The sequence below is a fragment of the Pseudomonas sp. RW407 genome (genome assembly GCF_003176655.1).
Classification (GTDB): Bacteria; Pseudomonadota; Gammaproteobacteria; order Pseudomonadales; family Pseudomonadaceae; genus Pseudomonas; species Pseudomonas delhiensis.
In genome coordinates this window covers 700,550-713,660 of the sequence record NZ_QGSL01000091.1, presented here as the reverse complement: position 1 = coordinate 713,660, position 13,111 = coordinate 700,550, and the positions used below count along the sequence as shown (strand labels likewise).

Here is a 13,111-nt window from a genome sequence, read left to right as displayed (position 1 = left end):
CAAGGCTGCGGGGCAGCCGGGTTCAGTGATCGGTTCGCGACGGGGCTGGCGGGGGAACGAGCGGGAAGCGGGAAAGCAGGAGGAATGAAGGCATGGCGCAATCGCTCGTTGTTGTTGTCGGGAGCCGTTGCGCAATTTTTTAGCACCGGCCCGTTGCGGGCCGGTAAGCATAAAAACTCAAGGAGCTATGAGTTCAACTCATAACCGGGGGATCAGATGCCGACCTTGTCCAGGGCCTTGCCCACGCCCTGCCAGAAGCGTTGCTGGCGGCGCACCTCGTAGCCGCTGGCGGCGATCTGCGCCGGTTCCTGGACCAGCCGGGTGCGGGCGATCTCCGGCTCGGCCAGGCGCGCCTCGATCAGCTGCAGCGGGCCGTCGCCCTCGCTGTGGCTGCGCTTGCCGGGCACGCGGTCCTCGTCGTAGCGCAGGTAGTAGACGCCGCCGGCCCTGGCTTCGAGCATGAAGCTGGCGATGCGGGTGAAGTCCAGCGGGCCGTCGGCGAAGAAGGTCCAGAAGCTGCCGAACAGCGGGCGGCGCATTTCCAGCTTGAAGCTGCCCGGCTCGAACTCCAGGGCCAGGTAGCCGTTGCTCGGCAGGCTGCCGATCAGCTCGTTGTTGAGGAACAGCCCGGGCGCCTCCAGTTCCTCGTCGGCCCACTGGTTCTGCGGGCGGTAGAGGTAGACCAGGGCGTGGCGCGCATCGCTGGGCTGCAGCGGCGCGAAGGCCTGGCCGTCGGTGGCGCCGAAGAAGGCGCCGGGGGTACTGCAGCCGGCCAGCAGCAGGAGAACCAGGCCCAGCAGCGATCGCAACATGCGTCAGTCCCTTCTTGTGGTCATGCCTTGAGCATAACCAGCGACGGCCGCCAGACCACCCGCCGAAAGTCCGGGGGGCGGCGCCTCAGGGCAGGGTCGCCGGGCGCCGCTGCGCCGCCTGCGGTAACAGGTGGCGCACCAGCCACTTGCGCGTGGGTACCACCAAGCGTTCCTGGAACAGCACGCAGCTGACCACCATGAACAGCAGGAACAGCGGGTACAGCCACAGCGACAGCTGCTGCTCGGTGGCCGCGGTGATGCAGTAGGCCCAGTCGGCCAGGCAATCGCCCGGCGCGCGGATCAGCTTCTCGGTGCGCGAGAACAGGGTGAACAGCGGCACGTGCAGGGCGAACAGCGACAGCGAGGCCGCCCCCAGGCGCGGCGACCAGTGGCGGATCGCCGGGCTGTGCGGGTCGCGCGGCAACGCGCTGATGTACACCAGCATCAGTTGCGCCGGCAGCAGCAGGCCGTTGTGCAGCAGGAAGTACCAGTGCCGCGCGCCCTGGGTATAGAGGTAGTCGGCGGCTAGGAAGTTGGCCACCACGAAGCCGCCCAGCGCCAGCACCGCGCCGGTGCCGGGCAGGCGGCCGCCGTCCTTGTGCTCGCGGAACAGGCCGTAGGCGAGGATGCCGCCGAGGAACTCCGGCAGGCGCAGGATGGGGTTGCGGTGCAACAGGCCGGTCCAGGGCATGCCGTACTGCTGGTGCAGCGCCAGCAGCAGCGGCGGCACCAGGTACAGCAGCCAGAGCGCCAGCAGCGCCCGCCGCTTGTTGCCGATGCGCATCAGCCGCGGCGCCAGCGCCGGGAAGCAGAGGTAGAAGAAGAACAGCGTCGACAGCGACCAGAGCGGCGCGTTGAAGGTCAGGTACAGCGGGTTCCAGGCCTGCAGCATGGTCAGCTGGAGGATGCTGTTGAACAGCAGCTCGCGGTCGCTCATCCAGTGGCGGAACAGCTCCGGGTGGGTCTGGCCGAGGTGGTCATGGGTGTCGTAGACGACGAAGCGCGGGGTGGCCTGGTCCAGGTCCGGGCCTATGCCCAGCTGGCTGATCAGCAGCAGCACGCCGATGGTCAGCAGGATCGAGAAGATGTGGATCGGGTAGAGGTTGGAGAAGCGCTTGGTGAGGAAGCTGCGCGGGCTCTCGCGCAGCTGGCCGTCGGTGACGTAGACGTGGGCCAGGAGGAAGCCGGAGAGCACGAAGAAGGTGCTGGTGGCGAAGAAGCCCAGGCTGGTCAGCTCGTCCAGCCCGCGGAACTTCTGCTCCGTCGGGTAGACGTGCAGGGTGTGGTAGACCACCACGTACATCCCGAGCAGGAAGCGCAACCACTCCAGCCCGATGAACCTTTCCTTGCGGATCTTGTTCACGACCTTCTCCCGTTTCCCCGGGTGCCTGCCCCGGCGGGCGGCTCAACGGCGGCGGTCTAGGAAATTCACCACCACCCGGTCGAGCCAGCCCCACAACCGCTGGTGCAGGCGCATCCACAGGGAGCGGCCGTGCCACAGCGTGAAATCGATCTCCCGGCTGGCGGCGAAGTCGGCGATCAGGCAATCGGCCACCGCCGCCGTGAAGTCGGCGTCCAGTATCTCGATATTGGCATCCAGATTGAACCGCAAGTTCCAATGATCGAAGTTGCACGAGCCCACGCTCGCCCAGTCGTCCACCAGCGCCACCTTCATGTGCAGGAAGCGCGGCTGGTACTCGAAGATGCGGATGCCGGCGCGCAGCAGGCGCGGGTAATAACGCTGCCCAGCATAGCGCACGGGGGCGTGGTCGGTGAGCCGCCCGGTCAGCAGCAGGCGCACCTCCACCCCGCGCCGCGCGGCCTTGCGCAGGGCCCGGCGGACCTTCCAGGTGGGCAGGAAATACGGCGTGGCCAGCCAGATGCGCTGCTGCGCGCCGTTCAGGCTGCGCACCAGCGACTGCAGGATGTCGCGGTGCTGGCGGGCGTCGGCGTAGGCCACCCGGCCCAGGCCGCTGCTGCCGATAGGCGTGGGCGGCAGGCGCGCCGGGTGCACTGCCTCCAGCGGGCGCCAGGCCTTGGCCTGCAGGCAGGCGTGCCACTGGCGCTCGAACAGCACCAGCCAGTCGGCCAGCACCGGGCCCTGCATCTGCACCATCACCTCGTGCCAGGCGCTGGTGTTCTCCGGCACCGACCAGAACTCGTCGGTGGCGCCGGCGCCGCCGACGTAGCCGACGTCCTGGTCCACCAGCAGCAGCTTGCGGTGGTCGCGGAACAGGTTGCGCCAGCCGCCGCGCCAGCGCAGCGGGTTGTACAGCCGCAGCTCGCCGCCGGCCTCGCGCAGCCGGCGGCCCCAGGCGCTGCCCAGGCGCAGGGCGCCGAAGCCGTCGAACAGGCAGCGCACCGCCACGCCGCGGCGCAGGGCGTCGATCAGGGTTTCCAGCAGCAGTTCGGCGCAGGTGCCGCCTTCCACCAGGTACAGCTCCAGGTCGACCTGGTGCTGCGCCCGGGCGATGGCCGTGAGCATGCTCGGGAAGAAGTTCTCCCCGTCCACCAGCAGGGCGAAGCGGTTGCCGCTGCGCCAGGGGAAGACCGGCCCGCTCACCGCTGGGCGAAGATCAGCACGGCGCCCACCGGCACCGCCAGGTTGATGGTCTGCAGGCCGGCGAGCTTGCGCAGCCGCTCCAGCCCCGGCGCCAGGCCGAAGTCGGCGGCGTCGAGGATCAGCGGCGACAGCGTCACCACCTGGAAGCGCCGTTCGTCCAGGCGCGTCACCAGCACTTCGGCGCGGTAGCCGTGGCTGGCGCCGTGCAGGTTCAGGCGCAGCGGCAGCGGCATCTCCAGTTGCGCGCCATTGGCCAGGCCGAGGATCGGCCCCAGGTCCAGTTGCGCGTCCACCGTGGCCTCGGGGTAGCGCTCGGTCTCGAACAGCAGCTCGCGGATGCGCTCGTCGCGCAGCGGCACGCCGCTGAGCACCGAGTCCAGCTCGATGCGCAGGCTGGCCTTGCCGTGGTCGTCGACGGCGCCGTGCATGACCAGGAAGCGGTTGCCGTCGGCGCCGGCGGCGCCGCGGCCGGTGACGAAGTTCAACCGCGAGGATTCGTAGTCGAGGTACCAGGCCGCCTGGGCGGAAGCGGCGAAGCAGGCCACGAGGAGGAAAGCGAACAGCGAGCGCATGGAGTCCCTTACATGGAAAACGGCTGGATCAGGCCAACGATAGCGGCCCGCCGCCGCCTTGCAAACCGGCCGACCGGCGAGCCCATTGGGCAGGTGGCAGCGCCAATGGTTCAGTCGGCCGGCAGCGCGGCAATCCCAGGCGAGAACGTAGGGCGCATAACCGTTCGCGGTTATCCGCCGATACACCGGGGCCATGGCCAACGCCCAGGTCAACCCCGGAGCCGCCGGGGACCGAGGCCAAGCGGCGGATAACGCCGTAGGCGTTATGCGCCCTACACCAGGCGTAGGGCGCATAACCGTTCGCGGTTATCCGCCGGATACACCGGGGCCATGGCCAGCGCCCAGGTCAACCCCGGAGCCGCCGGGGATCGAGGCCAAGCGGCGGATAACGCCGTAGGCGTTATTCGCCCTACAAAGCGTCCGCCTGGGGCAGCAGCCGGCAGCCCTCGCGCGGGCCGAACCAGGCGGCGGTCTGGGTGCTGCCCAGGCCGCGGGCGGTCACGCGCTTGTGCTCGGCGTCGTCGAGGAAGGCGCTGGTGGGCACGTACTGCCTGGTGTAGCCCTGGCAGTACTCGGCGCTGTTGCCCATGACGTAGCGGCAGGAGCAGTACTCCTTGGCCGTGTAGGCGCCGATGATCGGCGGGAAGGATTCCAGGTGCACGCGGTTGGCCCAGGCCCAGCCGGCCAGGGCGACCAGCAGCAGGAGCAACAGGCTGAGCAGCGGATGGCGGCGGATCATGGCTTGGCCTCCGGCTGGGCGAAGGCCGCGAGGGCCCGCTTGAGGAAGTCGTCGTGGCGGTAGCTGCCGTCGCGGTCGTCGGCGTAGCGCACTATCACTAGCTTCTGGTCGGGCAGCACGTACAGCGCCTGGCCCCAGTGGCCGAGGGCGGCGAAGGTGGTCTCCGGGGCGTTCGGCCAGGGCAGGCCGGCGCCGGCCGGGGCGCGGTTCAGCCACCACTGGCCGCCGGGCACGCCGTCGGCGGCGTCCTCCGCGGTGGGGTGGTAGTTGGCGAACGGCGTGAGGGCGAACTGCATCCAGGCCTGGGGCAGCAGCTGGCGTTCCTTCCAGCGCCCGCCGCGCTGCATCAGCAAGCCGATGCGCGCCAGGTCGCGGGCGGTCATGTAGGCGTAGGAGGAACCGACGAAGGTGCCGCTGGCATCGCGCTCCCACACCGCCGAGCGGATGCCCAGGGGCTCGAACAGCGCGGTCCAGGGATAGTCCGCGTAGGCGTCCTCGCCGACCATCTGCTTCAGGCTGGCGGCGAGCACGTTGCTGTCGCCGCTGGAGTAGCGGAAGCGCTGGCCCGGCTCGGCGTCGGCGGGGAAGCCGGCGACGAAGCCGGCCATGTCGTCGCGGCCGCGGGTGTAGAGCATGGCCACCACCGAGGACTTCAGCGGGGCGTATTCGTAGTCCTCTTCCCAGGCCAGGCCCGAGGCCCAGTTGAGCAGGTGGCGCATCTTCACCTGCGGGTGCGCGGCGAAGGGCGCGAAGTGCTGCGCCACCGCGTCGTCCAGCTGGAAGCGGCCCTCGCCGTAGGCCACGCCGAGCACGCAGGCCATGATGCTCTTGCTTATGGACCAGGCCAGGTGCGGGGTCTGCGCGCGGGTCGGCCCGGCATAGCGCTCGTAGACCAGTTGGCCGTCGCGGATCACCACCACGGCGTCGCTGCGCACGCCCTGGCGGGTGGCGTCGTCGCGCGCCGGGAAGGCATAGGCCTCGAAGGCCTGCAACGCCGGGCCGCTGGCCGCGGGGCCGGGCTGCCAGTCGGCGTCCGGCCAGGTTTGCGCGTGGGCCGGCGCCAGCAGGCACAGGCTGGCGACCAGGGTGGCGCCACGCAGCAGCGGGCGCAGGCAGGGCATGGGCATCGGCGGGCCTCTTGTTTTCAGCTCCGGCGGAACCCTAGCACGGCGCCATGACGGCCATAAGCGCCGATCACGCCGTAATGGCGGACGGATTCAGCGCGGCACCTGGTAGTCGGCCGGGCCGAGCAGGTCCATGCCGCATTCCAGGCCGCTTATCCAGTCGAGGAAGGCGTCGATCATCGGCCGCCCGGCGAAGGGCCGGCCGTGCTGCGGCACCATCATCTGCACGTCGAGGGTGCGCACCATGTCCGCCCACAGCCGGCACACCTTGTTGCTGGCCATGTAGCGGCGGTGGAAGCCGAGCATGTGCGGCAGGTGCTCGGCGAAGTCCTGCACCGGGTTGGCGTCGTCCACCAGGGAGGCGCCCATGTCGCCGGAGAAGAGGATGCGGCTGACCGGGTCGTAGATCTGGAAGTTGCCCACCGAGTGCAGGAAGTGCGCCGGCAGTATCTTCAGCTGGCAGCGGCCGAGGTTCAGCGACTGGCCGCGGTCGGGCACGGCGATGACGCGGTCGTAGGTGGAGATGCCGTGGCTGACCGCCAGGTAGTTGGCCGTCAGGTGCGGCAGGAAGCGCGCCCAGAGCTTGGAGCAGATGACCTTGGCGCGGGTGTGCAGCAGCCATTTGTCCAGCGCGGCGATGATGTCCGGGTCCTGGTGCGAGGCGAAGATGTAGTCCAGCTCCTGCAGCGGCATCAGCTTCGACAGTTCCAGCGACAGCGGCGTGTAGGTCAGGTCGCCGCCCGGGTCCAGCAGCAGGTACTGGCCGTGGTCGACGATGAGGAACTGGTTGGACTGCACCCCGTCGCCGGTGACGAGGTCATCGAAGCACAGGCACTGGTGGGTGCCGTTGTCGAACAGCACTATGGGTTCGCGACGCATGGAGCTTCCTGCGGATCATGCCGGTGGGCGGCGGAATGTCGCGCAGGGTACCCAGGCGCGGGCGCAGGCCTCACTGACCTGGGTCAAGCCCCAGTGCCGCCCAGGCCTTGTCCAGGCGCCTGGCGCGGGCGCTGCCGCCCAGGGCGAGCACCGCGCGGTCGCGCTTCCACAGCTGCGCCCAGTGCTCCGGGCCCTGGGCGATGGCGGCGTCCAGCGCCGGGGTCAGGGCGTCGAACTGGGCGAACAGGCCGCCCAGCAGCAGGTGCGTCGCCGTGTCGCCCACCGGGTGCCGCGCCACTTCGGCGCAGCCGGCCAGCAGCCCGGCCAGGCGCAGGGGCAATTCCCGCGGCCAGCGGCTGGCCAGGCCCACGCCGTACAGCCAGGCCAGCAGCGCGGCCATCACGTGCAGGTCCTCCAGGCCGCGGAACGGCTTGCTGTAGGCGTCCCAGCCGTCGCCCGGCAGGCGCTCGCAGTGGGCGCCGTCGAGGACCAGCCGGGCATGGGGGATGTCGGGGATCAGCGGCATGGCCGGCATCGGCTCCAGGCGCGCGCCGGGGGCGCCGGCCAGCACCACGGTCATCGCCAGGCGCGGGGCGTCGCCGGCCGGCTCGTCGCGTGCCGCCACCAGGTACCAGGCGGCGCTGTCGGCGGCGGTGGCGAAGTCCTTGCGGCCGTGCAGGGTCAGGCCGTCCAGGCGGGTGGCCAGGTCCGCCGGGCGCAGGCTCTTGCCCTCGCTGACGCAGAGCGCGCCAAGGCCGGCCGGGGCCGCCGGCCACAGGGCGCGCAGGGCCGCCTGGTAGCCGCCGAGGAAGGCCAGGCCGGGGGTGGCCGCCAGGCGCCCGGCGAGCACCGCCAGCTCCAGCGGCCCGGCGCCGTCGGCGCAGGCCAGCAGTTCGGCGTACCAGTCCTCCAGGGCCAGGCCGGCGGGCAGTGGCTCCAGTGGGCCGAGCAGGCGGTTCCAGGGCATGGGGCGATCCTCATCCAGGGGTGGTTGTCATACAAGCATCACGCCAGGGTCACGAGCGTGACACCGCCGCTTCCTAGCCTGAGCTTGCACAACAAAGGCGACCGGCCGCAACCCGCCTGGCCGGCCCATGGAGGCCTCCGCATGAGTCAGACCGCCCACGCCTGCGACACCCCGCGCGAAGAACGCCGCCTCAAGGCCGTGCGCCTGCGCGGCGCCCGCGCCCTGCGCGAAGCCCAGGCCCTGCGCTTCCGCGTGTTCAGCACCGAGTTCGAGGCACGCCTGAAGGGGGCCGAACTCGGCCTGGACCTGGACGACTACGACAGCCACTGCCTGCACATCGGCGTGCGCGACCTGGCCAGCGGCGCCCTGGTGGCCACCACCCGCCTGCTCGACCACCGCGCCGCCGGGCGCCTGGGGCGCTTCTACAGCGAAGAGGAATTCCACCTCGACGGCCTGGCCGAGCTGCAGGGCCCGGTGCTGGAGATCGGCCGCACCTGCGTCGACCCGGCCTACCGCAACGGCGCCACCATCGCCGTGCTCTGGGGCGAGCTGGCCGAGGTGCTCAACGAGGGCGGCTACCGCTACCTGATGGGCTGCGCCAGCATCCCCATGCGCGACGGCGGCGTCCAGGCCCTGGCGGTGATGCAGCGCCTGCGCGAGCGCTACCTGTGCCGCGAGCACCTGCGCGCCGAGCCGAAGACGCCGCTGCCGGCCCGGGAGCTGCCGGACAACCTCACCGCCGAGCTGCCGCCCCTGCTCAAGGCCTACATGCGCCTGGGCGCGAAGATCTGCGGCGAGCCCTGCTGGGACCCGGACTTCCAGGTCGCCGACGTGTTCATCCTGCTCAAGCGCGACGAGCTGTGCCCGCGCTACGCCCGCCACTTCAAGGCGGCCGTGTGATGCGCGGCGCCTGGCGAACCGCCCGCCTGCTGGCGGTGGTCGGCCTGGGCCTGGCGCTGGCCGCCGCGGTGGCGCTGCTCGAACGCCTGCCCGGCTACGACTGGACCGCCCTGCGCCAGGGCCTGACGCGCTGGTGGCTGGCCCGCCTGCGCCGCGCCCTGCCGCTGCGGGTGACGGTCCATGGCGAGCTGCCCCGGGGCCCGGCGCTGTGGGTCAGCAACCACGTGTCCTGGCTCGACATCCCGCTGCTCGGCGCCCTGGCCCCGCTGACCTTCCTGTCCAAGGCCGAGGTGCGCCAGTGGCCGCTGGCCGGCTGGCTGGCGGAAAAGGCCGGCACCCTGTTCATCCGCCGCGGCTCGGGCGATGGCAGCCGCCTTGGCGAGCAGATCGCCGGGGCCCTGCAGCTGGGCCGCTCGACGCTGATCTTCCCCGAAGGCACCACCACCGACGGCCGCGGCCTGCGCAATTTCCACCCGCGCCTGCTGGCCGGCGCCATCCACGCCGGGGTGCCGCTGCAGCCGGTGGCCCTGCGCTACCTGCGCGACGGCGAGCCGGACCAGCTGGCGCCCTTCATCGGCGACGACGACCTGCTCAGCCACCTGCTGCGGCTGCTGCGCAACGACCGCGGCTGCGTGGAGATCCACCTGCTCGCGCCGCTGCCCAGCCAGGGCCGCGACCGCGCCCAACTGGCGCAGCAGGCCCACGCCGCCATCGGCACGGTGATCTACGGGGAAATCGCTCGGGACCAGGCGCTGGCCGCCTGAAACAGGAAGGAAGTCGAACCTGCCGGGCGCCACGGCTGGCAGGTTCCGCCCCGGACGGCGGCGCAGGCCCCGGCCCCCGGAAAGACCGGCGCCCGCCATTGGCGGGCGCCGTCGTTCCAGTGGCGCGCGGGGCCTGCGCGGCGCCGCCCTATACGTCGGTGTCCGGCGGCACGACCAGGATGTCGCAATCCAGTTCGCGCAGGGCGTAGTCGGCAACACTGCCGATCAGGGCACGCTTGATCCCTCCCATGCCCCGGGTACCCATCACCAGCAGGTCCGGCCGGTGCTTCTCGGACATGCGCTCCAGCACGTTGCCCGGCAGGCCGACGGCGACCAGCTGTTCGTCGATCCAGGGCTCCAGCTGCTGGTCCCTGAGGAACGCCTTGAACTCGTCCACCGCCTGTCGCGTCTCGGTGCCGACGAACTCGTCGATGCGCTCCTCGCTGACCCCGGAGTACTGCATCATGCCCTTGGCCAGCGGGCTGAAGGCGTAGATGGCGCGGCGCACCGCGCCCTGCAGCAGGCCCAGGCGCTCGGCGACACGCACCGCGTTGGCCGAGGCCGGCGAGGTGTCCAGCGCCAGCAGCAGGTCGCGGTATTCGCCGGCGGCCGGCTGGTTGACCATCAGCACCGGCAGCTTGCCGGCGCGCACCACCCGCTCCACCGTGGTGCCGACGAAGATGTCGCGCAATACGCTCTTGCGGTGCGAGCCCATCACCAGCAGGTCGACGTCCTCCTCCAGCGCGCAGCTGACGATCTTCTGGTTCGGGTCGCCCACCTCGACGCGGATGCGCGGGCAACTGCCGCCCAAGGCGGTGAGCTCGACCAGGCGCGCCTCCAGCAGCAGCCGGACCTGCGTCGCCTCCTGCTCGACCAGCGCCGCCGGCTGGTCCTCGTCGACCACGCAGAGCACCGTCCACGGGCAGCCGAAGCGCTTGGCCAGGGCCCCGGCGCGTTGCAGGGCCTTCTCCGAGCGCGACGACAAGTCCGTGGCGATCATCAATGATTTGAGCATGCAGCACCTCCCTCTCCGTCGTGGGTTCTATTGCATCCTTTCATGGCTTTCCTACGTTTGATGCATATCAAGCCGGGGGGCGATCCCCAGGCAAATCGTCGCGCCGCCCGGCCAGCGCCAGCAGTTGCGGGTAGAATGCGCGGAAGTCGTCGCTCAGCACCTGGTAGCGCTCGGCCAGCTCCTCCCAGGCGCCGTCCAGCAGGCCCGGGCGCGACAGCCGCCGGGCCATGCCGGCGAGCACGTCCTGCAGCACCGCGAAGTCGCGGTAGCTGCCCAGCCAGTCCTGCGCCGCCATGCGCGGGGCGATGCGCGCCAGGCGCTCGGGCAGTTGCGGGGTCTGGTTCAGTACACCATAGACGCGGCGGGTGAATTCGCTGAGCGGCTCGTTGCTGAATGTGTCCCAGTCCCGGGCCAGGCAATGGTCGAAGAACACGTCCAGCAGCACCCCGGCCAGACGCCGCCGCTCGGCGGGAAAACGCAGCTTCGCCGCGTGCACCAGCGGATGGCTGTCGGTGAAGGCATCGATGCGCCGGTGCAGGCGGATGGCCGCCTCGACGTCCGCCGGCCAGCGCCCGGCCAGCGGCCCCTTGACGAAGTCGCCATAGAGGCTGCCGAGCAGCTGCGCCGGCTGCGAGCCGCCGAGGTGGAGGTGGGCGAGGTAGTTCATCGTCCAAGCTTAGCGCGAAAGCGGCCGCGGCGGGGTGCGGGCAGGCCCGCGGATTTGCCCGCAAGGCCCGTCTCTGCTAGTGTCGCCGGGTTCCGAATACCCCGCCGAGATGTCCCATGGCCCGCAAGAAAGCCGTCGATTTCGAACAGTCCCTCGCCGAACTGCAAACCCTGGTGGAACGCCTGGAGAGCGGCGAGCTGTCCCTGGAGGACTCGCTCGGCGCCTTCGAGCAGGGCATCCGCCTGACCCGCGAATGCCAGGCGGCGCTGAGCCAGGCCGAGCAGAAGGTGCAGGTGCTGCTGGAGCGCGATGGAGAGCTGAGCGAGGCGCCCTTCGACAGCGAAGGCGAAGACGCATGATCGCCGCCTACCAGGCGCGCTGCCAGGCGCGCGTCGATGCCGCCCTGGAAACCCTGTTCACCCCGCCCCGCGAAGACCTCCAGCGCCTCTACCGGGCCATGCGCTACAGCGTGGTCAACGGCGGCAAGCGCGTGCGCCCGCTGCTGGCCTACGCCGCCTGCGAGGCCCTCGGCGGCGACCCCGCCCGGGCCGACGGCGCGGCCTGCGCGGTGGAGCTGATCCACGCCTACTCGCTGGTCCACGACGACCTGCCGGCGATGGACGACGACGCCCTGCGCCGCGGCCAGCCGACCACCCACATCGCCTTCGACGAGGCCTGCGCCATCCTCGCCGGCGACGGCCTGCAGGCGCTGGCCTTCGAGGTGCTGGCCGACGCCCGGCTGAACCCGCAGGACGCCGAGACGCGCCTGGCCATGGTCAGCGCCCTGGCCCGCGCCGCCGGTTCCGCCGGCATGGTCGGCGGCCAGGCCATCGACCTCGAGGCGGTGGGCCGGCGCATCGACCAGGCGGCCCTGGAAACCATGCACCGGCACAAGACCGGCGCGCTGATCGAGGCCAGCGTGCGCCTCGGCGCCCTGGCCAGCGGCCACGCCGACGCCGAGCGCCTGGAGGCCCTGGCCCGCTACGCCGGCGCCGTCGGCCTGGCGTTCCAGGTGCAGGACGACATCCTCGACGTGGAAAGCGACACCGCCACCCTGGGCAAGACCCAGGGCAAGGACCAGGCCCACGACAAGCCCACCTACCCCGCGCTGCTCGGCCTGGAACCCGCCAAGGCCTACGCCCTGGCCCTGCGCGACCAGGCCCTGGCGGCCCTGGAAGGCTTCGGCGCCGGCGCCGAGCCGCTGCGCGACCTGGCCCGCTACATCGTCGAGCGGCGCAACTGACCGACCGGTCGTTTCGCGTACAACCGCACGCCCCTGGAACTGTAGGAGCGGACTCCGCCCTACACCAGACGTAGGGCGCATAACCGTTCGCGGTTATCCGCCGTTGGCCGTGCCACCGGGGTGTCCGGCGTGGCGGGGCCCCCCCATCGCGGACGGAGTCCGCTCCTACGACCGTGTTTCCCTGGAGCTGTAGGAGCGCGCCATATCCGCGCCGACAGCTCTAGGTTGCCGTGTTCGCCGGTGTGGCAGGTTCGTAGGGCGTATAACCGTTCGCGGTTATACGCCGTCGGCTGCTGCAGCGAAGCCCATGGCCGATGGCCATGACTGTAGGAGCGAGCTTGCTCGCGAACGGGGTTTACTGGGAACGTAGGTGCTAGGGTTAAGAGCGCCCTCTCCCCAGCCCTCTCCCTGAAGGGAGAGGGGGCTGTCCTGAGTGGTCTGGAAGTTAGGCACTATCCTTCCACACCGTCATTCCCGCGAACGCGGGAACCCAGTGACTGCCAGGGTTCGCGAGCAAGCTCGCTCCTACGAAAAGCAAAAGCGCGTTTGCTCTTGGGACTTCCAGAGAAATAGCCGAGCGCACCGGAACGCCCCTTCAGAAGGCCGAGCGAAGCCCCCGCTCAGGAGGTCATGCGACATGGATGTCGCGAGAGCCCCGCGGGCTACAGGGACGTACCCTCGGGGCGGGCCTCCGTGGCGGGGGAGTTCGTGAGGGTAGCCCGACTCTGTCGGGCCCGTATGTCGGGGCAAGCCTTTTTGGTTCCTTTTTGCGGGGGTGGCCTTCCACCGTTTGACAAAAGGGACTCGCCCGAGGGGGCGAAACAAGAAACATCCGCAGACTCGGAGCGGCGCGCTACACCGAGCCC

Annotated in this window: 15 protein-coding genes; 5 read left to right on the top strand and 10 right to left on the bottom strand. The window is 70.7% G+C overall.

From position 1 onward, the window contains the following. Positions 1 to 204, top strand: a 204-nt coding sequence (locus DK254_RS34550) for a hypothetical protein (RefSeq protein WP_218281423.1), incomplete at its 5' end; no start/stop codon positions are given. 8 nt (positions 205 to 212) lie between these two features. Here the strand turns inward: DK254_RS34550 and DK254_RS15595 are convergent. From DK254_RS15595 to DK254_RS15560, 8 genes are all read right to left on the bottom strand, one after another. Then, positions 213 to 812 carry a DUF2846 domain-containing protein gene (locus DK254_RS15595; protein WP_109934480.1) on the bottom strand — a complete coding sequence of 200 codons (600 nt, stop codon included), beginning with the start codon at positions 810 to 812 and terminating at the stop codon, positions 213 to 215. Positions 813 to 897: 85 nt separating this feature from the next. Continuing rightward, entirely contained in the window at positions 898 to 2,175 is a 1,278-nt protein-coding gene (locus DK254_RS15590; RefSeq protein ID WP_109934479.1) for an acyltransferase, read from the bottom strand. 42 nt (positions 2,176 to 2,217) lie between these two features. Then, on the bottom strand, positions 2,218 to 3,297 hold the full coding sequence (locus DK254_RS15585; protein ID WP_109934683.1) for a phosphatidylserine/phosphatidylglycerophosphate/cardiolipin synthase family protein: 1,080 nt from the start codon (positions 3,295 to 3,297) through the stop codon (positions 2,218 to 2,220). A gap of 74 nt (positions 3,298 to 3,371) precedes the next feature. After that, positions 3,372 to 3,947 carry a YceI family protein gene (locus DK254_RS15580; RefSeq protein ID WP_109934478.1) on the bottom strand — a complete coding sequence of 192 codons (576 nt, stop codon included), beginning with the start codon at positions 3,945 to 3,947 and terminating at the stop codon, positions 3,372 to 3,374. Positions 3,948 to 4,356: 409 nt separating this feature from the next. Beyond that, entirely contained in the window at positions 4,357 to 4,686 is a 330-nt protein-coding gene (locus DK254_RS15575; protein ID WP_109934477.1) for an amidase, read from the bottom strand. Further along, positions 4,683 to 5,807, bottom strand: a complete 1,125-nt coding sequence (locus tag DK254_RS15570) for a serine hydrolase (RefSeq protein WP_256595890.1) — start codon at positions 5,805 to 5,807, stop codon at positions 4,683 to 4,685. Before DK254_RS15570 ends, DK254_RS15575 begins: the two co-directional genes overlap by 4 nt. 96 nt (positions 5,808 to 5,903) lie before the next feature. Next, positions 5,904 to 6,689 carry an MBL fold metallo-hydrolase gene (locus tag DK254_RS15565; protein ID WP_109934475.1) on the bottom strand — a complete coding sequence of 262 codons (786 nt, stop codon included), beginning with the start codon at positions 6,687 to 6,689 and terminating at the stop codon, positions 5,904 to 5,906. Positions 6,690 to 6,759: 70 nt separating this feature from the next. Then, on the bottom strand, positions 6,760 to 7,656 hold the full coding sequence (locus tag DK254_RS15560) for an acyl-CoA/acyl-ACP dehydrogenase (protein ID WP_109934474.1): 897 nt from the start codon (positions 7,654 to 7,656) through the stop codon (positions 6,760 to 6,762). A 141-nt stretch (positions 7,657 to 7,797) separates the two neighbouring features. Between DK254_RS15560 and olsB the strand changes: the two genes are divergently transcribed. Then, positions 7,798 to 8,556 (top strand): L-ornithine N(alpha)-acyltransferase, encoded by a 759-nt coding sequence (olsB, locus tag DK254_RS15555; protein WP_109934473.1) that lies wholly within the window; start codon positions 7,798 to 7,800, stop codon positions 8,554 to 8,556. Beyond that, complete coding sequence (locus tag DK254_RS15550) at positions 8,556 to 9,320, top strand: 1-acyl-sn-glycerol-3-phosphate acyltransferase (protein ID WP_109934472.1); 765 nt, start codon at positions 8,556 to 8,558, stop codon at positions 9,318 to 9,320. The genes olsB and DK254_RS15550 overlap by 1 nt, the downstream gene beginning before the upstream one ends. Before the next feature lie 148 nt (positions 9,321 to 9,468). Here the strand turns inward: DK254_RS15550 and DK254_RS15545 are convergent, their stop codons facing one another. Further along, on the bottom strand, positions 9,469 to 10,335 hold the full coding sequence (locus DK254_RS15545) for a universal stress protein (RefSeq protein ID WP_109934471.1): 867 nt from the start codon (positions 10,333 to 10,335) through the stop codon (positions 9,469 to 9,471). A gap of 67 nt (positions 10,336 to 10,402) precedes the next feature. After that, positions 10,403 to 11,002, bottom strand: a complete 600-nt coding sequence (locus DK254_RS15540) for an ACP phosphodiesterase (protein ID WP_109934470.1) — start codon at positions 11,000 to 11,002, stop codon at positions 10,403 to 10,405. A gap of 116 nt (positions 11,003 to 11,118) precedes the next feature. On the opposite strand from DK254_RS15540, the gene DK254_RS15535 reads away from it, so the two are divergent. Both DK254_RS15535 and ispA read left to right on the top strand, forming a co-directional pair. Beyond that, entirely contained in the window at positions 11,119 to 11,361 is a 243-nt protein-coding gene (locus DK254_RS15535; protein WP_009615726.1) for an exodeoxyribonuclease VII small subunit, read from the top strand. Next, entirely contained in the window at positions 11,358 to 12,245 is an 888-nt protein-coding gene (ispA, locus tag DK254_RS15530) for a (2E,6E)-farnesyl diphosphate synthase (RefSeq protein WP_109934469.1), read from the top strand. Before DK254_RS15535 ends, ispA begins: the two co-directional genes overlap by 4 nt. Positions 12,246 to 13,111 lie beyond the last annotated feature (866 nt).